At 65.5% G+C, this 21,569-nt stretch carries 23 protein-coding genes and 1 riboswitch; of the genes, 13 read left to right on the top strand and 10 right to left on the bottom strand.

Annotated features, from left to right (window positions below; all coding sequences use genetic code 11):
- Window positions 1–366 precede the first annotated feature (366 nt).
- Entirely contained in the window at window positions 367–1,506 is a 1,140-nt protein-coding gene (locus tag ACFO5K_RS19840) for a threonine synthase (RefSeq protein WP_378564944.1), read from the top strand.
- Window positions 1,507–1,857: 351 nt separating this feature from the next.
- Here ACFO5K_RS19840 and ACFO5K_RS19835 read toward each other — a convergent pair whose 3' ends face one another.
- Window positions 1,858–2,226 carry an SMI1/KNR4 family protein gene (locus ACFO5K_RS19835; RefSeq protein ID WP_378564941.1) on the bottom strand — a complete coding sequence of 123 codons (369 nt, stop codon included), beginning with the start codon at window positions 2,224–2,226 and terminating at the stop codon, window positions 1,858–1,860.
- Window positions 2,227–2,769: 543 nt separating this feature from the next.
- On the opposite strand from ACFO5K_RS19835, the gene ACFO5K_RS19830 reads away from it, so the two are divergent.
- Entirely contained in the window at window positions 2,770–3,228 is a 459-nt protein-coding gene (locus tag ACFO5K_RS19830) for a hypothetical protein (protein ID WP_378564938.1), read from the top strand.
- A 57-nt stretch (window positions 3,229–3,285) separates the two neighbouring features.
- Here ACFO5K_RS19830 and ACFO5K_RS19825 read toward each other — a convergent pair whose 3' ends face one another.
- A complete protein-coding gene (locus ACFO5K_RS19825; RefSeq protein ID WP_378564935.1) occupies window positions 3,286–3,900 on the bottom strand; it encodes a TetR/AcrR family transcriptional regulator in 615 nt (204 codons plus the stop codon).
- 739 nt (window positions 3,901–4,639) lie between these two features.
- The gene (locus ACFO5K_RS19820; RefSeq protein ID WP_378564932.1) at window positions 4,640–5,071 is read right to left on the bottom strand and encodes an SgcJ/EcaC family oxidoreductase; all 432 of its coding nucleotides are present in this window, start codon (window positions 5,069–5,071) and stop codon (window positions 4,640–4,642) included.
- A gap of 473 nt (window positions 5,072–5,544) precedes the next feature.
- Here ACFO5K_RS19820 and ACFO5K_RS19815 point away from each other — a divergent pair, with 473 nt between their 5' ends.
- Window positions 5,545–5,829, top strand: a complete 285-nt coding sequence (locus ACFO5K_RS19815; protein ID WP_378564929.1) for a hypothetical protein — start codon at window positions 5,545–5,547, stop codon at window positions 5,827–5,829.
- Window positions 5,830–6,079: 250 nt separating this feature from the next.
- Here ACFO5K_RS19815 and ACFO5K_RS19810 read toward each other — a convergent pair whose 3' ends face one another.
- Window positions 6,080–6,679 (bottom strand): TetR/AcrR family transcriptional regulator, encoded by a 600-nt coding sequence (locus ACFO5K_RS19810; protein ID WP_378564926.1) that lies wholly within the window; start codon window positions 6,677–6,679, stop codon window positions 6,080–6,082.
- A 168-nt stretch (window positions 6,680–6,847) separates the two neighbouring features.
- Between ACFO5K_RS19810 and ACFO5K_RS19805 the strand changes: the two genes are divergently transcribed.
- Both ACFO5K_RS19805 and ACFO5K_RS19800 read left to right on the top strand, forming a co-directional pair.
- A complete protein-coding gene (locus ACFO5K_RS19805; RefSeq protein ID WP_378564923.1) occupies window positions 6,848–8,272 on the top strand; it encodes an MFS transporter in 1,425 nt (474 codons plus the stop codon).
- 36 nt (window positions 8,273–8,308) lie between these two features.
- Complete coding sequence (locus tag ACFO5K_RS19800; protein ID WP_378564919.1) at window positions 8,309–9,865, top strand: MFS transporter; 1,557 nt, start codon at window positions 8,309–8,311, stop codon at window positions 9,863–9,865.
- A gap of 276 nt (window positions 9,866–10,141) precedes the next feature.
- Here ACFO5K_RS19800 and ACFO5K_RS19795 read toward each other — a convergent pair whose 3' ends face one another.
- Window positions 10,142–11,011, bottom strand: a complete 870-nt coding sequence (locus ACFO5K_RS19795) for an SDR family oxidoreductase (protein ID WP_378564916.1) — start codon at window positions 11,009–11,011, stop codon at window positions 10,142–10,144.
- A gap of 62 nt (window positions 11,012–11,073) precedes the next feature.
- On the opposite strand from ACFO5K_RS19795, the gene ACFO5K_RS19790 reads away from it, so the two are divergent.
- A complete protein-coding gene (locus ACFO5K_RS19790) occupies window positions 11,074–11,796 on the top strand; it encodes a PaaX domain-containing protein, C- domain protein (protein WP_378564914.1) in 723 nt (240 codons plus the stop codon).
- A gap of 294 nt (window positions 11,797–12,090) precedes the next feature.
- Here ACFO5K_RS19790 and ACFO5K_RS19785 read toward each other — a convergent pair whose 3' ends face one another.
- On the bottom strand, window positions 12,091–12,327 hold the full coding sequence (locus ACFO5K_RS19785) for a hypothetical protein (protein WP_378564911.1): 237 nt from the start codon (window positions 12,325–12,327) through the stop codon (window positions 12,091–12,093).
- Window positions 12,328–12,374: 47 nt separating this feature from the next.
- Between ACFO5K_RS19785 and ACFO5K_RS19780 the strand changes: the two genes are divergently transcribed.
- From ACFO5K_RS19780 to ACFO5K_RS19765, 4 genes are all read left to right on the top strand, one after another.
- Window positions 12,375–12,656 (top strand): hypothetical protein, encoded by a 282-nt coding sequence (locus ACFO5K_RS19780; protein WP_378564908.1) that lies wholly within the window; start codon window positions 12,375–12,377, stop codon window positions 12,654–12,656.
- A 33-nt stretch (window positions 12,657–12,689) separates the two neighbouring features.
- Complete coding sequence (locus ACFO5K_RS19775; RefSeq protein ID WP_378564905.1) at window positions 12,690–12,983, top strand: MTH1187 family thiamine-binding protein; 294 nt, start codon at window positions 12,690–12,692, stop codon at window positions 12,981–12,983.
- Window positions 12,984–13,032: 49 nt separating this feature from the next.
- Window positions 13,033–13,203 (top strand): hypothetical protein, encoded by a 171-nt coding sequence (locus ACFO5K_RS19770; RefSeq protein ID WP_378564902.1) that lies wholly within the window; start codon window positions 13,033–13,035, stop codon window positions 13,201–13,203.
- A gap of 106 nt (window positions 13,204–13,309) precedes the next feature.
- Window positions 13,310–13,684: a hypothetical protein gene (locus ACFO5K_RS19765; RefSeq protein ID WP_378564899.1), complete on the top strand. Its 375-nt coding sequence runs from the start codon at window positions 13,310–13,312 to the stop codon at window positions 13,682–13,684.
- A gap of 56 nt (window positions 13,685–13,740) precedes the next feature.
- On the opposite strand, the gene ACFO5K_RS19760 is transcribed toward ACFO5K_RS19765, so the two are convergent.
- From ACFO5K_RS19760 to ACFO5K_RS19745, 4 genes are all read right to left on the bottom strand, one after another.
- Complete coding sequence (locus ACFO5K_RS19760; RefSeq protein ID WP_378564896.1) at window positions 13,741–14,034, bottom strand: hypothetical protein; 294 nt, start codon at window positions 14,032–14,034, stop codon at window positions 13,741–13,743.
- 122 nt (window positions 14,035–14,156) lie between these two features.
- Window positions 14,157–14,663, bottom strand: a complete 507-nt coding sequence (locus ACFO5K_RS19755) for a DUF3558 domain-containing protein (RefSeq protein ID WP_378564893.1) — start codon at window positions 14,661–14,663, stop codon at window positions 14,157–14,159.
- 175 nt (window positions 14,664–14,838) lie between these two features.
- Window positions 14,839–17,109, bottom strand: a complete 2,271-nt coding sequence (gene metE / locus ACFO5K_RS19750; protein WP_378564890.1) for a 5-methyltetrahydropteroyltriglutamate--homocysteine S-methyltransferase — start codon at window positions 17,107–17,109, stop codon at window positions 14,839–14,841.
- 164 nt (window positions 17,110–17,273) lie between these two features.
- A riboswitch (cobalamin riboswitch) is annotated at window positions 17,274–17,478 on the bottom strand.
- 55 nt (window positions 17,479–17,533) lie between these two features.
- Window positions 17,534–17,887 carry a hypothetical protein gene (locus ACFO5K_RS19745; RefSeq protein WP_378564887.1) on the bottom strand — a complete coding sequence of 118 codons (354 nt, stop codon included), beginning with the start codon at window positions 17,885–17,887 and terminating at the stop codon, window positions 17,534–17,536.
- Window positions 17,888–18,241: 354 nt separating this feature from the next.
- On the opposite strand from ACFO5K_RS19745, the gene ACFO5K_RS19740 reads away from it, so the two are divergent.
- The 3 genes from ACFO5K_RS19740 to ACFO5K_RS19730 are packed head-to-tail and all read left to right on the top strand — an operon-like array spanning window position 18,242 to window position 21,563.
- On the top strand, window positions 18,242–18,913 hold the full coding sequence (locus tag ACFO5K_RS19740; protein WP_378564884.1) for a TetR/AcrR family transcriptional regulator: 672 nt from the start codon (window positions 18,242–18,244) through the stop codon (window positions 18,911–18,913).
- 6 nt (window positions 18,914–18,919) lie between these two features.
- Complete coding sequence (locus ACFO5K_RS19735) at window positions 18,920–19,921, top strand: SDR family NAD(P)-dependent oxidoreductase (RefSeq protein WP_378564881.1); 1,002 nt, start codon at window positions 18,920–18,922, stop codon at window positions 19,919–19,921.
- Window positions 19,911–21,563, top strand: a complete 1,653-nt coding sequence (locus ACFO5K_RS19730) for an AMP-binding protein (protein ID WP_378564878.1) — start codon at window positions 19,911–19,913, stop codon at window positions 21,561–21,563. The genes ACFO5K_RS19735 and ACFO5K_RS19730 overlap by 11 nt, the downstream gene beginning before the upstream one ends.
- The last annotated feature ends 6 nt before the right edge of the window (window positions 21,564–21,569 follow it).

Below are 21,569 nucleotides of genomic sequence, written 5' to 3'. Positions count from 1 at the left end.
TGACGTTGCCGCCTGCATGTGACAACTACGACCCGTCGTCACACCGGTCGCGACATCTGGGCCATGTTAGGAACCCTACAGTCATTTGAACATATTCGGGACTGCTGGCTGTGGTCCGCGCTGCACCGAGTCACCAACCCTGACCCACTCGCTGCCGCGATCGGCGCCGCACACACCGCTGTGGGCCACGCAAGCGCCGACTTCTTCGCCGAAGCTCGCGCTGTGCTCACCGATTCAGAACTCGACGTCGACACGACTCCCGGGAGCCCCACCGCTCGTAATCTGTTGCACCTGAGGTTGTTTGAATGAGCCCGATCTCGCGTAGGCTGATTGTCTCCACGAAGACGGAGCGTCTAGCGTGAGGGCGTGAGCGTGTATCGGGATCCCGTGGACGGCAGCGAGTACCGCTTGGATGAACCCCGGTGGCGGTCTGCGGCGGGGCGTCCGCTGTGGATCGACCCGGGATCGGGACTCGACCGGTCTGATATCGACGTCGCCGCACGGTCACTGTGGCGGTACCGAGCAGCACTACCGGTCGTCTTCTCGGATCCGATCTCGCTGGGCGAGGGCTCGACGCCGCTGCTGGAGCGCGAATGGGAACGCGGCGGGCGACCGCTGTTCAAGCTGGACTTCCTCAATCCGACCGGCAGTTTCAAGGACCGCGGCACGAGCGTGATGCTGTCCTATCTGCGCGATCGCGGCATCCGGTCGGTGCTGGAGGACAGCTCTGGCAACGGGGGCTCCTCGGTCGCGGGCTACGGGGCTGCGGGCGGTCTGCGGGTGAAAATCTTCGCGCCCGCCTCGACGTCGTCGGCGAAGATCGCACAGGTTCGAGCCTTCGGCGCGGAGTTACAGCTGGTGGAGGGCCTGCGGGAGGAGTCGGAGAACGAGGCGATCCGCCAGGCCCAGGGCGACGCGTTCTACGCCAGCCACAACTGGCAGGCGTTCTTCCTGCAAGGCACCAAGACTCTGGCCTACGAGCTGTGGGAGGACCTCGGGTTTCGCGTACCCGACAATGTGATCGTCCCGGTCGGCGCGGGCAGCAGCCTGCTGGGATGCTGGCTCGGGTTCCGCGAACTGCTCGGCGCGGGGCAGATTCAGCGGATGCCGCGCCTGTTCGCCGCCCAGCCGCTGAACTGCTCTCCCGTGGACGCGAGCTTCACCGCAGGCACGGACGATCCGGTCGAGCGCCCGGTGTCGCCGACCATTGCGCAAGGCACGTCGATCGCCCGTCCGCTGCGTCTGACGCAGATGATCGCGGCGCTGCACGACAGCGGTGGGTCGACGGTCGCGATCCCCGAGGAAGACATCGTGCATGCGTTGGACCTGCTGTGCTCGAACGGTCTGTTCGTCGAGCCGACCAGCGCGTCCGCCGCCGCAGCTTATTCGGCCCTGTTGACGGCGGGGCGCATTACGCGAGCGGAAGAAACCGTGGTCCTCCTCACCGGTTCGGGGTTGAAGGCCGCACCCACGGTGGCCGACTTGGTGGACGGGATACTCCGATGAGCGGCATCGGGAGCGGTTGTCACATTGACAGGGGCCGCCGATCGCGTCGAGGCGTTGCTCGGCGTCTTCCCGCAGTCGCGGGCCTCCGATGTAAGCCCAGACCTCCGGGCCGGTCTGCAGCTCGATCAGCCCTTCTCGATCAGCGTCGCGAGCCTTCCGCAACAACACCCGCTCCGCTCTGATCTGAACGACGGACAGCATCGGCACCCTCGGGAGCGGAATTCCCTCTCGACTCTTCAGGTCGGCACACTTGCACTACGCCTTCCCAACTGAAGTCACGAATTCCGTCAGCCACTGCTCGAATGACGGTGCCAGAAATTCCGGCTCTTGATGTTCGTCAAGCTCATGATCTCACAGGACTGTGCTCGCATTCCCGCGACCTTTCACCACTGACTCCACGTCAAATGATATGAGATTTCCCGCGCCATCGTTCATGATGCAAACAAATGTCGGAGGAAGAGGTACGGCTGGTTCGGACCTCTCGCAGATCGTCATTTCCACAACATCGCGATACTTCGGGATACCGCAGCCAAGCCCATACACTTCCCAACAACCGAAGGTCAACCATCCGAACTCCGAAAGGAAATACTTGTAGTCGGCAGGCAGGGGCCCCAGCGCATCCTCCGCTCTCCCGATGTCAACGGCCGACACTCCACCTCCGGACTCCCAGCTGTGATGTGCGAGCTTGTCCCTGAGATCCGGGAAATATGTATGGAGCATTGCACAGTCCTACCTGCCACATGTCGGACACGGCGGATGGTTATTCCGGTAGTTTTCTCCGAGCCGATGGTCAGTGCGATCCATGAAGGCAAGATTACTCGGATCATTCGTGCCGCCTTGCGATAGCTCGGCCGGCGCCGATCTCACTGGCACGGTCTTGATCGGCGTCGACCTCACTATCGCCCGCGGCTGCACGGAGAGCCAGGTGGCCGCCGCAGTAGCCACCGCGACTCCGCACTGAGCGCCATGTCATCGAAACCGGCACCGACTCCTACCGGCTTGCGCGCACCGCGCCCAAGCCAAAGCTGCTGCCAGTGGGTGATGTCGATATTCACCGATAGTTCCCCGGTCAGAACCCAGAAATCGCCAACACGGGTCGGACCGGGAATTGAGTTACGTCATGTCGAACCCGCCAAAAGCGAGTAGGCAGCATCCAAAACGTCAACTTCGGCGAATAACCGCAGCTCAGACCGTCCTTCCTAGCCGCGGGTGCGGCGCAGAACGCGAGTTGCGTCGGCCACTCGCTCGATCAATTCTTGAGGTGTGGAACACATCGGATACGAGGAAACAGTGACACAGGCTGAACGAGCCTCGGCTGAACGTCGTGTGCTCGCCGCGATCGGCATCGCGCGGATCGTATGGGGCGTAACCACCGCATTCGGCTCGGCACGTGTCCACCGCGTTGGTGGCGTCGAGTACCCAGGGCCCGACGGAGGCGTCTGGATCAAAGCCTTCGGCGTTCGCGATGTCATTCTCGGGGCAGGCGCGCTGCATTCCGACGAAACAGTCCGGCGCGCGACGCTGAAAGCGGGAATCGCGATGGACCTCTTCGATGCCGGAGCCGTGCTCTTCGCCGCCAGGCAAGGAATGCCCCGCCGTGCCGCGCGCATCGGTGTACTGATGGCCGGTGGTACGGCCGTCTTCGCAACCGCCGGGCCGAGGCTGCTCCGCCTGATCGAGAACCAACGGTCCGATCGAATCCAGCCGCCTATTGCAAAGTGACTGTACGACAACCGGTCCGCCCATCCACGACACAAGGAGACCTGGCGATGCCTACCGCTACCCGGATCGTCCATCCGCCAGAGTGATCTCGGGGGTGAGTCTCTGCACGAGCTCCATAACCTGTTCGGCAGTGATCGGGTCTCGAGTAGGCACCCGATGGATCTGCGCATCGACGACATGGACCAGTGTCCGCGCCGTCAGGGCCGCATCGTCGCCACCACGGCCACATCGTTGCAGGTGATATCCGATTTCATCGACGAGATAGTCTTCGAAGGCACGCAATGCCGCGAGCTCTCCGGGCAGCCGTGCGGCGACACGATGCATGAGGGCGTGTAGCGCGGGCCGGTCGCTGTGCAGGTCGATGATGACGTCGACAATCGCGCGCATGGTCTCCTCGAACGGCGGCTCGGTCTCCCGGAGTCTGATGAACACCTGACCGAGTTGCTCACCGCCCCCGAGAAGATGCCGCACGGCCAACTCCTGGAGTATCGCGTGCTTATTCGGGAAGTACTGGTAGAGCGTTCCGATCGAGACTCCGGCACGCTCGGCGATCCGGTTGGTCGTTGTTGCCAACCCCTCACGGCTGAACATCTGCGCGGCCGCTTCCAACATCACGTCCACTGTGTCCTTGGACCGCTGCTGCCTTGGGCGTTTGCGGATGGCATCGCTCATCGATCGCCCCTTTGTGTCGTCCCCACGCCAGTCACGCTACCGGCGTCGAGCCAGGTGCAGGGAAGACGAATCGGCCGATGACACCGCTGGCCGGTCCTCCGGCCTACCCGGGAGGCCCGCCTGGTGGCGTCAGAATTCGCCGATCGGATCGGGCCGGGTCGATTCGAGGTTGAGAGCCGGAGACATTAACCGATAAACGACGTCAGAATTCGCTGGCACAACCAAATGCGCTATACGCAGCTAACCTGCGCTTATTCTTTGAACACATCAGAGCCGCGCAGCGCACCCGCAATGTCGATCCGAGGACAGGACGTGAGTACGGTGACTAATGGATCCGAAGCCGGTGACGGCGAGGACGATTACGACGTCAATCTGGAAGAGCCGGTGGTTGACCCGGGCAGACCGACGACCCTGGATGAGTTCGCCCGGGACTCGCAAGATGGGGTAATGCCCGGATATACCGAGGACGGACCGGTGGCGGTTGAAGGCGCGCAAGGACCAGAGGGACTAACCTTTCGGTCCCAGACAACCCACTGACGGGCCGCGCAGAATAGTCGGTCGAACAGGGCGCTTAGTCGAAGAGAGCCGGACAAGAACGAGTCAACCCCCTACCCGTCTGCACAGGTAGGGGGTTGTTCTTGGTGCTCCCCATCGGACTCGAACCGTCGTACTTCACGATTCGTAACCCACTCGAGGCTGCGGCTTCGGTACCGCTCTGACCCACTCGGTGCCCAGAAGATCAGTCTGTCTTTAGGGCAGTGTTCTGATTGGCGGTGAGCATCCAGGCGCCGTCTTCTTTGGTCATCACATACATCGGCGTCCCCTGGCCCCACAACTCGCCGTCGAGCGTGAAACCGCTCTGCCGGACCTTCACCGCGGCGACATCCGGCCGCAGGAACAACACGTGCTCGACCTCATAGGTCGCCCGGCCTCGTGCGCTGGCACCGGGCAATACCTGGGCGGTGAACTCGGCGATGGCCGGGCGGCCGAACAGGCGGCGGCCGTCGCCGGTGGTCCAGATCGCATCGGCGCGGAAAAGCGCACTGAATTCGGTGACCAGTTCGTTGGCCTGGGCGTGCTCGACGGACGCGACGACGGCGCGGATGGCGGCGAGTTCTGTGTCGAGATCGTCGGGGGTCTGTCCGGTCACGGCGGCTGTGTCATTGCTCATGACGCCACTCTGCAACCTCGACTTGGCTTCAGGTCAATGGCTGGTGATGCACCACACATGATTGCCGTGGCCCAGAAAACAATTGGTCGCCTTCGGTATGCGCCTGCGGCGCGCACGCGCCACCGCAGGCGCCTTGACCGGACAGCGCCCGAATAGGTTCTTTCGCGGCGATGGTGTGAGGTCGATTGCCGCCGCGACTGCTGAGAGGATTCGGGGAGTCTGGCACGAAGGCGTAGTAGTAAACCACAGTGCCGAGGAGCTTCATGCTGGTTAGCAGCGTCGACTCGCGCCGCCGGATCGGTCACCGCTGCGAGGTACTGATCTGTCATCGGATTTCGTCTCCGACATTGATCGAGACCTACCGGTGGCGACCAAGCCCGTGGTACCTGAAGTTTGGACCCACTTCACTTGTGGGGCAGTGCCATTCCGCGCACGATCGCCTACACTGCTGTCGTGCCATTGAGGGGGGTGTCGTGAACGACTTCGCCGTGCAGGTTGGCGTTCTCGATGGATTTGGGTTGGATCTGCAGGAGGTGGGGGCGAACTTCTCGTCGAACGCCTCACGAATGCTGTCGGGGCTCTCGGTTCCCAGCGGCTCAGCTGGGCTGCTCGCCTCGCTGAGTACGCCGTTCGAGAATTTCAAGGCGACGCTGTCCGCGGCGCATCAACAAGATCTGACGACCCTGGCGTCGTGCCAACCAACCTTGCCACTGCTTCCCGCAAGTTTCAGGGAACGGATCACGACTCCGCGCAAGTGATTTCGACCTTATCGGCAAGTGCGCCGAATGACCTCGCCGTAGCGGGGACCAACCTTGTCAGTGGAGGCGTGACCCGGTTCACCGGACTTCAGTTGCCGACGCTGCCCCTGTTCGAAGACGAGCAGTTCACAGTGCGAAGTAGCGGAAGAACGTCCGTTTCGAGATCACCGTGGTCGGTCACCTGTTCGCGCACAGTTCCACCCTCTCCGTGTGTCTCGGAGCCCATTGCTGATGTGCGTCTACCTCGGTGCTACGGCGTGGGCTGCGGTGCGTATGCGGCAAGCAGGGTGGTCGTGATGAGTGTCGCCGCGTTTCGGTCGGTCAGTCGGCCCGCGCTGATTTCGGTGGCCGCGGTGTGTGTGACGCTGTGATATACCGCGACCATCCACGACACGGGTAGGTCGTCGCGGAAAACGCCTGCGGAACGGCCATTTTCGATGATCCGTCGTACGCGTCGCAGGGGGCGGTCGTGGGCGGCGCGAATCCGTTCGCTCGGAATGTGGTTCTGCGCCGCGAGGAGCAGCGCGCGGAACTGGTCGATGATCTTCCACGATGCGGCGACGAGGCGACCCAGTGCCTGCCCGGGATCGCCGTCGATGTCGACCGCGTCGAGAATGTGGTCGCTCTCGGTGACCGCGCGAGTGAAGACCGCATCGATCAGGTCGGCGCGCGAAGGGAAGTGCCCGTACAGGGTGACTCGGCCGACGCCCGCCCGCTTGGCGATCTCGGAGATGTTCGCGTCGGGATCGGCGACCAGGCACTCCTGTGCGGCGTCGAGAATCGCGGCGATATTGCGCCGGGCGTCGGCCCGCTTGCGGCCGGGCGGCTCGGTATCCGCTGACGTTGTCACTTCACACCTCATTTCGAACATGGCCGTACGGGTTGTGTCGTCAATATATCGCGAGCCGGCCGGTTGGGAGGTGAGTGGCGCGACCCCTGTGCAGGTCTTCTCGAACACGTGTGTTCAGGTTATGGTGGGACATAACTCGAACACTAGCGTTCAACTTAGGAGGCTGTCATGCAACCGCATGCGCCCGCTCACCACTCCGACGACTTCACCCACACCGCCGACCCACGCAGGTGGTGGGCCTTGGCTGTCCTCGCCGTCGCCCAATTCATGCTCATTCTCGACATCACGGTGGTGACGGTCGCACTGCCCGACATCGGCCGCGATCTCGAACTGAGTCGCGCCGCGACGACATGGGTCGTCACGGCCTACACCCTGCTGTTCGGTGGGCTGATGATCCTCGGTGGCCGCGCGGCGGATCTGTTCGGTGCTCGTCGCATGGTGGCACTCGGCCTGATGGTGTTCACCGGCTCGTCCCTGGTCGCCGGGTTGGCATCGAACGCGCCGATGCTGGTGACCGGCCGGATCGGGCAGGGGATCGGCGCGGCGTTGCTGTCGCCGGCGGCACTGTCGATCCTGACCATGATTTTCCGAGGGGCGGAACGCAATAAGGCGCTCGGCGTGTGGGGCGCGCTCGGCGGCACCGGAGCGGCGGCCGGGGTGCTGGCAGGCGGGCTGCTCACCGCCGGACCGGGATGGCCGTGGATCTTCTTCGTCAACGTACCGGTCGGCATCGCGCTGTTGGCTGCGATTCCGCGCGTGGTCCCTCTGCGTCCGGCGCAGCCCGGGCATCGACTCGACGGAGTGGGCGCGGTTCTCGCCACGGCTGTCGTCGGCGCGGCGATCTACGGCCTGATCACCGCGGGAGACGAGGGGTGGGCCGACCCGCGCACGCTGGGCTCGCTGGCGGCGGCCGTGGTCCTCGCGGTGGTCTTCGTCGTGTTCGAGCGCTGGACGACCGAGCCGCTACTCGACCCGGGTCTGCTGACGCAGCGCCCGATCGCCGCCGGTGCGGTGCTGATGCTCGTGGCGACCGGTTTGCTGATCACCGGGTTCTTTCTCGGATCGTTCTATCTGCAGCAGGGACAAGGTAATTCGGCGCTCGTAACCGGCTTGTTGTTCATTCCGATCGCGCTGGGCACCATCATCGGCGCACACAACGCGGGCCACTTCATCGGCCGCTTCGGCTATCGCCCGGTCGGTGTGGCAGGTCTGGCCATCGCGGCAGCGGGCGCGGCCGTGCCCGCGATCTGGGACGGCACCCCCGCATTGATCCTCGGCCTCACCGTGGCAGCCGTCGGACAGGGCGCGGTCATCGTCACCGCGACGACGACCGCACTGGCCGAAGTCGATCACGCCCACGCCGGGGTGACGTCCGGGCTGGTGACCACTTTCCACGAAATCGGCTCGGCCCTCGGCGTTGCCGTCATCTCCACCGTCGCGGCCGTGAGTCTGCGGACCGGCGGCGCCGAACTCGGCGGATTCACGAATGCCTTCACCTTCTGCGCGATTCTCGCGCTGATCGTCGCGGCGGCCGCCGCGGTGTTCGTCCCGGCGGGTAAGCCGCCCGTCGGCATGCGCGTCAGCGCCCACTGAGCGCACAGCTGCCGTCGGACCGAAGGGAGTAATGACATGGTGCAACTGAACGAGGTGCAGGACAGCGACACGGTCGTGCCGAGTCGGCTGCGGCGCAACCTGATCCTGGTGGTGATGTGTTCGGCGCTGGTGGCCGTGATGGGCATAATGGCCTCGCTCATGGTCGCAGTGCCCGAGATGGCCGCGGATCTGCGGGCGACGGAGTCGCAGTTGCTGTGGATTCTCAACGCCTACGGCATCGCCTTCGCCGGCCTGCTCATGGTCGCCGGAGCGCTCGGAGATCGCTATGGGCGCAAGGCAATGCTGGTCGTCGGACTGGTGATCTTCGGCGCATCGTCGGCGGCGGTGCTGATATTCGACGATATCGACACGATCATCGGGTTGCGTGCCTTGGCCGGCGTCGGTGCCGCGGCGGTGATGCCGACGACGCTGTCGATCATCACGCACGTGTTCCCACCCGACGAGCGCGGCCGAGCTGTGGGTGTCTGGTCCGGCGTCGCCGTCGGCGGCGCACTGATCGGACTGCTCACCGCGGGCGGGCTCCTCGAATGGTTCTCCTGGCGCTCGATATTCGCCTTCAATGTGGCGCTGACCGTGGTGACGCTCGTCGCCACCGTGCTGGTGCCACGCCAATCGAAGTCGGGTCGTGAGCGCGTCGATGTCGGTGGTGGATTGCTGTCGGTGCTGGCGGTGGCCGCACTGGTGTTCGGGATGATCGAGGGGCCGGAGCGGGGCTGGAGTTCGGTGCCGGTGGTCTCGGCATTCGTGCTCGCCGTGATCGGGACGGCCGGATTCATCGGCTGGGAATTGCGACACCCTCGGCCGCTGCTGGATCCGCGGCTTTTCCGGCAGCCCGGCCTGGCCTCCGGGTCCATCGTCATCACCGCCGAATCCCTGGCGATGTTCGGGTTCTTCATCGTCGGCCTGCAGTACCTGCAGATCGTCAAGGGCTACTCGCCGCTCGAGGCCGCATTGTCGATGCTGCCGCTGGCCCTTGCCGCGATGGTGTTCTCGCCGCTGGTTCCCGTCCTGCACCGCAAGTGGGGGTACTGGCCTGTGGTGATTCTCGGAATGTCGTTTATCGCGACCGGTTTGGCGATCATGAGCGTCGCTGGTGCCGAATCCTCCTACCTGCCGATCGGATTCGGAGTGTTCTTGCTCGGCAGCGGTATCGCGTTCGCGGCGACACCGGCCACCGAGGCCCTTATGGCGGCACTGCCGCCGGAGAAGCACGGCGTCGCCTCGGCACTCAACGACGTCACCCGTGAACTGGGGGCCGTGCTCGGGATCGCTGTGCTGGGCACGGTATTCAGCAGTGTCTACCGCGACAGTGTCGCCGACTCGGCCGCGCAGTTGCCCAGCGACATCGCCCACCGTGTCGAGGCTTCCGTGGCGGAGGGTGTTGCCATCGGATCAGCGCCCGGCGCACCACCCGGACTGCTGGACAGCGTGTACGACAGCTTCCGCACCGGCATGTCCGCCGCCCTCATCTCGGGCATCGTGGTCGTCGCGCTCGGCACCGTGGCGGCGTGGGTGTCCGGTCGTGGGCGAGCAGTTCGCAGCACCGAGTCACCGGGAGGCACTGTCACCTAGAGATTTTGCCCAGAAGGTGTGCCGACGTTCGCCGGAGAGCCGCCGGGAACGCGCCGGCGGTGGTGAATCCGACGGTGTGCGACCCGGAAGACCGGCTGTCGCGGCCCGGAAACCAGATCCGAAAAGGGCGACCTGGGATCGCCGCCGCACGCCGATACTTCGACGGGCGGCGGCGGTCCCAGTCGAGGACGACGGCCTACGGCGCGTAGCCGCTGGGCATCGGCTAGTTCCCTCCTGGGCGGGGTCGGCGATCCAGTGGGTGCAGGTGATCGCGTGTCAGGCGCGATCGCGGTTCTGTGGCGGGTCGACGAAGATGTCGAATTCCAGATCGCCCGCACCACCGTAGGGCGAGAGATCGGTGATGCCTTCGGCGCGTAGGACGTCGACGTCGAGGAACGTGTTTCCGGTGACTGTGCGCGCGTCCTTGCGCAGGACCGCGACGGCGGCATCGGCCACGATCTGCGGGGTGCGGGCTTTGGCGATCGCGTCGTCGCCGCCGAGGAGGTTCTGTACCGCGGCGGTGGCGATCAGGGTTTCGGGCCACAGGCAGTTGGCCGCGACGCCGTGTTCGGCGTATTCGCCGGCCCAGCCCAGGGTGAGCAATGACATCCCATACTTGGCGAGCATGTAGGCGGGGTGGGCGCCGAGCCATTCGGGTGCGAGATTCAGCGGCGGGGACAGGCTCAGGATGTGGGCGTTGTCGCTGCGGCGCAGGTGCGGCAGGCATGCGCTGGAGAGCAGGTAGGTGCCGCGCAGCTGGATCTGCTGCATCAGGTCGAATCGCTTGATCGGCAGTTCCTCGGTGGGGCCGAGGGCGATCGCGGAGGCGTTGTTCACGCAGTAGTCGATGCCGCCGAAACGCTCGACCGCGCGGGCCACCGCACCGGCTACCGATGCTTCGTCGCGCACGTCACCCACCACGGCAAGCGCCTGCCCGCCGGCGGCTTCGATCTCGGCGGCGGCGGTGTGGATGGTGCCCGGCAACCGGGGGTCCGGCTTATCGGTCTTGGCGAGCAGCACGATATTGGCACCTTCGCGGGCGGCGGCGACGGCGATCGCCAGCCCGATGCCGCGGCTGCCGCCGGACATGATCATGGTGCGCCCGGCCAGCGGGAACGAGGAGGTCGTGGATGTGCTCGTGGTCATGACATGAGACGTTACATTTGTAAGACAGTCGCGGCAATAGTGAAATATGTAGACTCGATCCCGTGAAATCCGCTGTTACCGGCTTCGACATGCGGGTTCGTCCGGTGTCGGCCCGGTCGGCGGTGCTCCGGATTCTGATCGCGGCTGATTCGCCGACGATGACCTCGAGCGAAATCTGCGCCGCGGCCACCGCGGTCGGCTATCCGGAAACGACGGTGCGTGTCGCGGTGTCACGGATGGTGGCCGCGGGCGAGCTCGAACGCGAACATCGCGCCTACACGCTCGACCCGGCTTTGCGTGCGCGTCGGGCCGAGCTCGCCGCGCCGCCCGTTCGGCCCTGGGACGGCGACTGGGAGCAGGTCGTTATCACTGCCGCCGGCCGACCGTCGGCCGAGCGCGCGGCCCTGCGCCTCCGGCTGCTCTCGCTTCGTCTGGCCGAGCTTCGCGAGGGAGTCTGGCTGCGGCCGGCCAACCTCCTGCGCACGGAGTCGGCCGACCTCCTCGCCACCACGCTCCGATTTCGATTGCGGCCAGTTGCGGACCCCGCCGACCTCGCCGCCGAGCTCTGGCCACTGTCCGATTGGTCGTCACGCGCTCGTGTCCTGCTCGATGCCATCGAAACCCCTGAGCCGACAGCACGATTCGCCGCCGTGAGTGCCGCGCTGGACCTACTCACCACCGATCCGGCACTGCCCGAGGTGTTGCAACCCGAGAACTGGCCGGTCGATGATCTGCGTGCAAAGACCTCGGCCTATCTCGCCTGGCTCCGGAGCCTCGGCCGGTAGTCCGACGGATCGTGGACGCGCCGACCGTTATGCCGCGGGTGCGGTTCGCAGTCGGGTTGGTGTAGCGGTTGATGTGACACCCGAGATTGTGGGCGCATTCGTTGACGGCGGGTGGTGAATATCAGGACTGGCGTGCTCTTCTGCGATTCCTTGACGAGTATCTTTCTCGTCAGGACCCAGTCGTCAAGAACATCATCTATGCGTCCTTCTTGCTGCAGCTGCCATCGGTCGGAGAGCGCGGCCATGGGCTGATATTCGAGTTGCCGTCCGAGTTGCGCGAGGCATTCGAGGTGGTCAGCCCAGGTTGCCGCGATTCGGGCGGACACGCTGTCGCTGCTGCGCCGCGCCGATATCGCTGCGGTGAAAGCCCGAGCTCTCGGCGTCCAAGGCAACCACCGCGAATGTGTTCGCGCGCTCACCGAAGCGGAGTCGCTGTTCAACGAAGCTGGCGACGAAGACCACCCCGACCTGGCGCACGAAGGATTCGCCACCTACTACAGCGAGAAGCTGCTCGCTTTCGACCTCACGCATGGACTGTTCACTCTGTCCTTCAGCGAGGACTCGAAGTCGGCCCGACTATGACCAAGCTGGAGTCCGCGCGAAACCTGTCCGACGCGCACGCACGGTCCCGACTGCGCAGCACCGCGCAACTGGCCGCCCTGCATCTGCGCCATGGCGAAGCCGAACACGGTGTACGCCTTGCTCGCGAGGCCATCGCCGACGCACGCGGCACTACCTCGGCGCGAGCGGTCCACGACATTTGCCGCATTCACCGGCTCACCACAGAACCTCGGATCAAAACCAGCGGCCCTGTCGCCGAACTCCGCGAGGAAACCTCTGCGCTGCTGGATAGTCTCTGATTCACATGTCGGCATCTAACAGGAGGAACAACTGTGCTCGCAGCATTTTCAATCACCCCAGTCGGTGCCGGTGAAGATGTCGGCGCTCACGTCGCGGCCGCGGTCCGGGTAATCCGTGACAGCGGGCTGCCGCACCGGACAGCGGCGAGCTTCACCGAGATCGAAGGCGACTGGGACGAAGTCATGGCCGTCATCAAAGCCGCCACCGACGCCGTCATGCAGACCGCCGGACGCGCCAGCATCATCATCAAAGCCGACCTGCGCCCCGGGCATACCGATACGCTCAACACCAAGATCCAATCGGTCGAACGGCATCTTTCTGAATAGCGAGGTATCTGGGCGAAACGGTCCGCCAACCTTTCGCTGCTCTAGCTGGGTGACCGAACGTGCGCTGCATTCAGCTGGTGAGGGCCCCGAACAGTTCAAGGGCACGGCCCGAGAGGTGCTCGTGGCGGGTTTTCGTGGGCTTTTGGATGCCTGCTGTTCGGCGTGCCGCTTTGCAGCCAGCTTCTCGGCAGGCGATTTCGGCTGGATCCGCAGCGCCTGATACTGCGCCTGGAAACGAGCCTCCCGCTCTGCCGCCAACGCTTGGTCGAGTGGGATCGAACCTTTGCGGTACTTCGGCGCCTGACCTCACACACCCGGACCCCGCCTTGGACAGCGCTGACCATGCCAGCGTCGATACCGGTGACGACCCGCCGACATGCGCCGCATCTGCCGGTTTGAGCCGGTTGTTGCGGTGGACGCTGGAGGCCTGGGTGATCCGTTTCTGTGTGGCATCGGCGACGTTCATGTTCAACGAGCCGCTATCAGGGCGGATGTGCTCGTCGATTTTGTGTACGAGCTGCCAGTCGCCGAAAAGGACCATGGCGAGGATGAGGATCTTCGGCGTAGATCGAGTCGCTGCGGAGGACAAGGCAGATGATGAAGTCGATCATCGTCAGCGCGAAGCTGTCGGCCGCCTGCGCGGTGAAGGTGGTGATCTCGTCGATTACACAGCTGTGCGCCAAGTGTGTTTTCCCATGTAGGAGCCGATCGCGAAGCTGATCAACCCGCTCAAGAACAGGCAGAACAGGATTACGCGTCAGACGATGGTGATGACGGCCAACGTCAGCAGCATGACCGCGACCATAATCCTGCCGATCAGCGAGGAGCCGGCCTGGATGAGGCGCTGAAGGCCGTTGCCACCGGTGTAGGCGTACTGGGCTGACACGTAGCGCGACAGCCATACCTGAATCCAATAATTGCTTCGGGTGGGACATGCTGATGGATGAGTACTTCGGGAATGCTGCACGATCGGGTCGCAGCGGCCCTGCCGCCGCGTCAGTCGTGGCAGAGTTGCAGTCGCCGGGGATGTCGCGACCAAATTGTCGGTCAAAGCCGTGAGAGCGTCCGAGCTCGGCCGGCTGAGCTGAGCTGTTCTGCGCAGGCTTCGATGTGGCGCAATCGGGGCTGTGGTGGGGGAGGGAACTCACGTCGTGTACGACCTGAAATCTAGCCTCAGGGCAGGCCGGTCACCAGGACGTTGGCGGCCTCCAGTGCGCGGGTGCACGGATCGGGTGGGTTGTGTGCCGCAGGGCTGTCGGAGGCTCGGATGTAGACCGAGCCGGTACCGGCAGGAAGGAGGATCTCGCATTCTCGGTCGGCCGTGCGGTCCTGAATCCCGGTGCGCCCGCCCACCGTGGTCTCGGTGGCTGAGGGTTTGGCCTTCCTGATGGCCTCGAGTGGGAAACTCGTGGAGAGAATGCCGAGGTGGTAGGCCCAAACCGCTTTGGAGTCCTGCCAGGTGCAGTACTTCCAGTCGGGTTTCTCGGTTGTGGTGGAGGTCTTGGTGTCTGCGTCGATACCCATCTGTCGCAAGTGGTCTGGCGCGATCTCTGTACAGGGGTTCCACAGGGCAGTGGCAGCGGATGTGGTGGATTCGTCGGGCTGGTCGGATGTCGATGTACATGCGCCGAGAGCAAGGGCCAGCGCTGCGATGAGTACTGGTGCTGTCGTTGATTGCACGTACGGTCCTTCTGCGGGTGCGGTGACGTGGGGCGAGGGCTGATCCGGTGCGCGTGCCGACTATCCGGCTCTAGTCGGCCGGTTTCGCCAGTGCTTGGTGGCTTGCTTGCACGTGTAGGGGTCGCGCGCGGTCCGCGTCGGCTGTCGTTGCCGACGCGGACTCGCAACTATCCGCTCAGCGCAGCGCCTCCGCCGCGGCGACGAGGTTGCGCAGGGATGCTTCCACCTCGACCGGTCCGCGGGTCTTCAGGCCGCAGTCGGGATTGACCCACAGGCGTTCGGCGGGAACAGCTTTCAACGCCGCGTTCAGTGAGGTCGTGATTTCCTCGACGGAAGGTACGCGCGGGGAATGGATGTCGTAGACACCCGGCCCCACGCCGAGATCGAAACCCGCGGCGTTGAGGTCGTCGAGAACCTCCATATGCGAGCGAGCCGCCTCGATGGAGGTGACGTCGGCATCGAGTCCGGCGATCGCGCCGATGACTTCACCGAACTCCGAATAGCAGAGGTGGGTGTGGATCTGGGTGGTGTCGGCGACGCCGGCGGTGGCCAGGCGGAACGAGTCCACCGACCAGGCGAGGTAGGCGGGTTGTTCGGCCGTCCGGAGCGGGAGCAGTTCGCGCAGTGCGGGTTCGTCGACCTGGATGATGCGTGCGCCGTTGCGTTCGAGATCGGTGACCTCGTCGCGGATGGCGAGCGCGACTTGGCGGGCGCTGTCGGCGAGCGGCTGGTCGTCGCGGACGAAGGACCAGGCCAGGATGGTGACGGGTCCGGTGAGCATGCCCTTGACCGGTTTGGTGGTGCGGGACTGGGCGTAGCCGATCCAGTCGGTGGTCATCGGGGTCGGCCGGGTGACGTCGCCGAACAGGATCGGGGGGCGCACGCAGCGGGTGCCGTAGGACTGGACCCACCCGTTGTCGGTCACCGCGAAACCGTCGAGAAGTTCGGCGAAGTACTGGACCATGTCGTTGCGTTCGGGTTCGCCGTGAACGAGCACGTCGAGGCCGAGTCGTTCTTGGAGGGCGATCACGTCGTCGATCTCGGCGCGCATGCGGGCGACGTATTCGGTCTGGTCGATCTCGCCCTTGCGCAACGCCGCACGGGCCAGCCGGATCGCGGAGGTCTGCGGATAGGAGCCGATGGTCGTGGTCGGCAGCAGCGGCAGCTCCAGGTGTGCTCGCTGCTCGATCCGGCGCTGGTCGGCAGGGGCGCGTTTGATGTCGGCCGGGGTGAGGGCCGCCAGCCGTGCGCGGACGGTGTCGTGGTGCAGACGGGGGTCGGTGCGGCGCGACTGTGCTGCGTCGTGGGCGGTCCGCAGTTCGGCGGCGACGGCAGCGGTGCCCTGGGTGAGTGCCGTTGCCAGAACGCGGATTTCGTCGACCTTCTCGGCGCCGAAGGCCAGCCAGGACCGCAGCCGGTCGTCCAGTGTTGTTTCCGGGGTCAGCGAATAGGGGACGTGCAGCAGCGAGCAGGAGCTCGACACCGCAACTCGGGTCGCGCTGCCCAGCAGTGCGCCGAGGGTGCTCAGCGCGGCTCCGAGGTCGGTGCGCCAGATGTTGCGCCCGTCGACCATTCCGGCGACCAGCAGTTTGCGCGACAGGGCCGGAACCGAGGCGACTGCGTCGACGGTGGTTCCCGCGGTGAAGTCGAGTGCGACCGCTTCGACCGGGGTGGCGGCGATCTCGGCGAGGGCCGCGTCGGTGTGGCCGAAGTAGGTGGCGAGAAGGATCGCGGGCCGGTCGGCGGGCGAGGCGAGCTCGGTGTAGGTGGCACGGACGGCGGCCAGCTCGGTGTCGCTGAGGTCGGTGACCAGGATCGGTTCGTCGATCTGGACCCATTCCGCTCCGGCGGCCGCGAGCCGGGTGAGCAGGTCGCGGTAGAGCGGGACGAGCTCGGCGAGGCGGTCCAGTGGCGCACCGACGGCGTGCTTGGCCAGCTTCAGGAAAGTGAGCGGTCCGATGACCACGGGCCGGGCGGGGATGCCGAGGGCCTCGGCTTCGGCAAGCTCGGCAAACAACTTGGCCGGGTTCAGGGAAAACTGTGTCGCCGCATCGACTTCGGGGACGAGGTAGTGGTAGTTGGTGTCGAACCACTTGGTCATCTCGAGCGGGGCGATCGTGTCGGTGCCGCGCGCGGCGGCGAAATAACGGTCGAGCGGGTCCGCGATATCGGCGACTCGCGCGGGTAGGGCGCCCAGCAGCACGGCGGTGTCGAGCACTTGGTCGTAGTAGGAGAAGGTGCCCACAGGAATCGAGTCCAGCCCGGCGGCGGCGAGCGCACTCAGATGGGTGTGACGCAGCTCGGCGGCGACGCTGTGTAGGTGGTCTGCGTCGGCTCTGCCGGCCCAGTAGGCCTCGGTGGCGCGCTTGAGTTCGCGGTTCGGCCCTACTCGGGGCAGCCCGAGAACGGTGGCGGTGAAGGGGGTGGGCGAAATGGACATGATCATCGTCTCCGGTGCAGATGCGGATAGCCATCGCCTGTCGCGGGAAGCACCGACCGCCGACCACGCGAACGCGCAGCTGTGCCCGCGTTCGTTCCGGACCGAGTCCGGTGGGTCGACGAGTTGTCGGTCCGTGCGCCCAATCCTCGAGGCGGAGGCCGCCGGACACGGCGTGTCCGGCACAGCGGGCAGGTCTTCGGACTTGTGGGCACCGGCCTGATTCGGCCGACCTAGTGGCCGTCGCTTCCCAGGCGGATGCCCAGTGCTCGATGACGGCGGTCGTTCCCACTCACCGCTGCGGGACAGTCCCGGATTCTCACCGGGTTCCCTCTCGCCGGATACCGGTATCCCGGTGTCCGGTTCGACACGATCACTGAAGTTCGGGGCTCCGACTCTGCACGGTGAACGTGAACCAGCTGCGTCTGCCATCCTAGTCCAGGAGCTCCACCCGCCGGTGGGCTCCCATCAGATGACGCTCGTCGTCAGCGAAGGTGGTGTCGTACTCCGTCGGTGCGATAGCCCGCAGCCGCCCCGCGGGGGCGGACCGGCCCGCGGTCACCGCTGAACCGGCGAGGACTGCGGATCTCCTTGGTGGTGAGCGTGGCGGGCCGGCGAGACGGTGGTGGCGACTACTTCGCGGGCGCTGGAACCGCCAAATTCTCGCAGTAGGCGCCGGGCACGGCGCGAGGATCGTCGAGAAGTACTGGTAGGCCGAGACCGGCGCGAGCGGGCCACCGACGGTGATGAGGCCGCCCAGTGCGCCGAGCGTGGCTGCGCTGAGCACGCACCCGGCCACCGTGGCACCGACCCACGGCCCAGCAGCATGATCACCGGGCTGGCGATCGCTGCGCCCGCGGCTCCACCTACCTGTGTGCAGTCTCCAACTCTGTCCAGCGGTAGGGGGAGTAGGGGACAAGCGTGATTCGAACCGGACCCGCTGTCGCGAAATCGGGGTCTGTTGCTGATCACTCACCCGCGCAGCAGGTCGGCCATACCGAACGGGTGGCGCCGGGCCGGGTTCGTGAGCCTTCGCGCCCCCGCCGCACAGTTTGAATTGAGTTCAGAAAGCTATTGACCGGCTTCGCTGAGACCCCTACTCTCAACATTACTGAATCTGATTCAAGAACTGGGAGGTGTGATGGTCAGCAACCGGCGTGGCGAGGCCTCGCGGGCGGCACTGCTGGCGGCGGGCAAGGTCGCGTTCAGCAGTGACCGCTACGAAGAGGTCTCGATCGTTGACCTGGCACGTTCGCTCGGGGTGGCCGCGGGGTCGATCAGTTACCACTTCGGCGGGAAGCGGGGCTTCTACCTGGCCGTTATCGAACAGGCGGCCGAGGAATTCTGGGGCAGCCTGCTTGCCATGCGCGGACCCGCGCTGGAGCGGTTGACCCGGGGCATCGACCTCCTTCTCGATGAAGCCGAGCGGCAGCCGCGGGCCTTCGAAGCGCTGTTCGCCGATGTGGCCGACGCCGAAGTGCGCCAGATCCGCGACCGGCACCGAACCCGACTGACCGACGCCCTGGTCATCGAGGTGACCGGTTCGGATGCCTCACCGGTATTGCGTGCCGCGATGAACGGCTTCGCGTCGTTCATCGAGGGGCTGGTTCTGCACTGGATGCATACCCGTGACATCAGCCGCGAGCAGGTCAAGGACCTGGTCGTCGGCAACGTGTTCGGCACGATCCTGGCCGCACTGCGTACCGACCCGAATATCGAACTGACCCAGCGGGCCGTCGACGCCGCGCTCTCGGATCCTCAAGCCGTGGCCTTCCTCGGTTCCTTGTCCACCATGTCGAAGACGACGGAGTGATCATTGATGTCTGCAGTTCTGCCCACCGGTCCCGCGCGGATCGTCGAGACACCGTTCGCCCGAGCGGTCGCGTGGGTCATCGGTCCCCGGGGGTTGCGCAGCCGAGCCGCGTTGCGGCGCGAGGTCGAGGGCAAGGTGGTCGTGATCACCGGTGCGTCGTTCGGTGTCGGCGAGGCGACCGCGCGCTGGTTCGCCGCCGCCGGGGCCCGGGTGGTGATCGCCGCCCGAACCATGGATCGACTGCTTGAGGTGGCCGAGGAGATCAATGCCGCCGGCGGCGAAGCATTTCCGTACCGACTCGATCTCACCGATGAGCAGTCGGTGGCCGAGTTCGCCGAGGCGGTGCGGTTCGACCTGGGGGAAGTCGATGTGCTGATCCACAACGCGGGTAAGTCCCTGCGTCGTTCGATTCATCTTTCCTATGACCGGCCCAAGGACATCACCGCGACAACGGGCGCGAACTATCTCGGTCCGATGCGGCTCACGCTGGCGTTGTTGCCCGGGATGCGGGCTCGCGGCAGTGGTCACATCGTGAATGTCTCCACGGTCGGGATCATGTTCCCCAACGCCCCGAAGTGGGGTTTCTACCTGTCGTCGAAGCTGGCCTTCGACTGGTGGTTGCGTGCGGTCGGAATGGAAGCGCGCGCGGACGGGGTCACGTTGACCACGTTCTACGGTGGGTTGCTGCACACCCGCATGAGCGCGCCGAGTCGTTGGATGCGGGTGCTGCCGGGCCAGACCCCCGACGATGCGGCGAAGGTTCTGGCGAAGGCGGTAGTGAAGAAGCCGCGCACTATGACGCCGCTGTACGGGTACCCGTCGGCGATTTTCGCGACAGTGTTCCGGTGGCCGCTGGAATTGCTTGTCGAGCGGATCTTCCGCAACTTGGGCGACACCGAGGTCTCGCTGTCGCGGTTGAAGCCACCGGCCCCGGCGGCATCAACGCCGCCGCTGGCGGTGGTCACCGATCCCCTCGGCAACGGGCAGGTGAGCGCCGATGTCCGCTGATCTGTCCCACAGTGTGCGCCAGTGGGGTTCGGCAGTACCCGCGGTACTCGCTTCGGGAATGTTGGCTCCGGTCGGCCCGCGCAAGGCAGCGGCGTTGGCGCGAAGTTTCCACCGTTACGGTCCGACTCCGGCGATGCTGTTGGCTGCCACTGCGATTCGGCACCCGGACAAGATCGCGATCATCGACGACTCTGGGCAGCTGACCTATCGACGGCTGCAGCAACGTGCCGAAGCGATCGCCGCGGCACTGTATGCCGCGTGCCCGACGCCACCGAAGTCGGTTGGCATCATCTGCCGCAACCATCGCGGGTTCGCCGAGGCGATGGCCGCCGGCGCGCAACTGGGCGCGGAGCTGATCTTCGTCAACACCGAACTGCCCGCCCCACAACTGCAGGCCATCCTGGCCCGGCACAACCCCGATGTACTGATCTACGACGACGAATACGCCACCACCGTCGAGCAGGCGAACTTCGCCGGCCTGCGCGTGCTGGCCTGGCACGAACGCAATGCCGACCCCGCCGGCCCGCCGACACTGGACGACCTCGCCACCCGAAACCACCCGAAACCACCGCGGGTACGGCACGCGGTGAAGATCACCTTGCTGACGTCGGGCACCACCGGCTTGGCCAAGGGTGTACCGCGTGCGATCAAGCCCACCGCGATCGTGTTGCTGACATTGACCGCTATGGCGATCCTGCGCCTACGGGGCACCGACCGGGTGCTGGTCGCGCCGCCGATGTTCCACGGTTTCGGGCTGCTGTCGCTGCTGGGTCCGCTGGCCTTGGGCGGGACAGCGATCTGCCGGCGCCGGTTCGACGCGGCGACCGCGCTCGACGACATCGCCCGCCATCAGGTCACCGTGGTGATGGCAGTTCCGGTGATGCTGCAACGCTTACTCGCTGTGCCCGGTCTGGCCGAGGGCCGGTCGTCGCGGTCGTCGCTGCGGGTCGTGGTGACCGGAGCGGCACCGATTTCGCCGACCACGGTTTCGAAGTTGATCGAGGCCTTCGGTCCGATTCTGGTCAACGGGTACGGCTCGACCGAGGCCGGTCTGGTCACGATCGCCACACCGGCCGATCTCGTCGTCGCGCCGGACACGATCGGACGTGCCGCGCTCGGGGTTTCGGTGCGGATCCTGCGCGCCGACCGCACCGAGACCGCCGCGGGGGAGATCGGGGAGATCTTCGTGCGTAGCGGTCTCGAATACACCGGCTACACCCCGGATCCCGCGGCGAAGGTCTCGTCCAAAGAGGTGATCGACGGGCACGTTTCCACCGGGGACATGGGGCATTTCGATGCCGAACGAAGACTGTTCATCGATGGTCGCGCCGACGACATGATCGTCTCCGGCGGGGAGAACGTCTTCCCCGGCGAGGTCGAAGACCGCCTAGCCACCCACCCCGACATCACCGACGCCGTCGTGATCGGCGTCCCCGATGCCGAGTTCGGGCAAGTCCTCAACGCCTTTGTCGTGCTCGCACCGGATGCTGCCGCGCCGGGGGAGGAGGCACTCAAACAGCATGTGCGCGACGGCCTCGAGCGCTACAAGGTGCCCAAACGGTTCATCGTGCTCGACGAGATTCCCCGCAACGCCAGCGGCAAGGTCCTGCGGGCGAAACTGCACGCCCCGACTGGTTCCTGATCCGGC

It is taken from the genome of Nocardia halotolerans, assembly GCF_042650145.1.
Classification (GTDB): domain Bacteria; phylum Actinomycetota; class Actinomycetes; order Mycobacteriales; family Mycobacteriaceae; genus Nocardia; species Nocardia halotolerans.
Note: the sequence above shows the minus strand (reverse complement) of the source record. Positions and strands in the feature narration are given on the sequence as shown.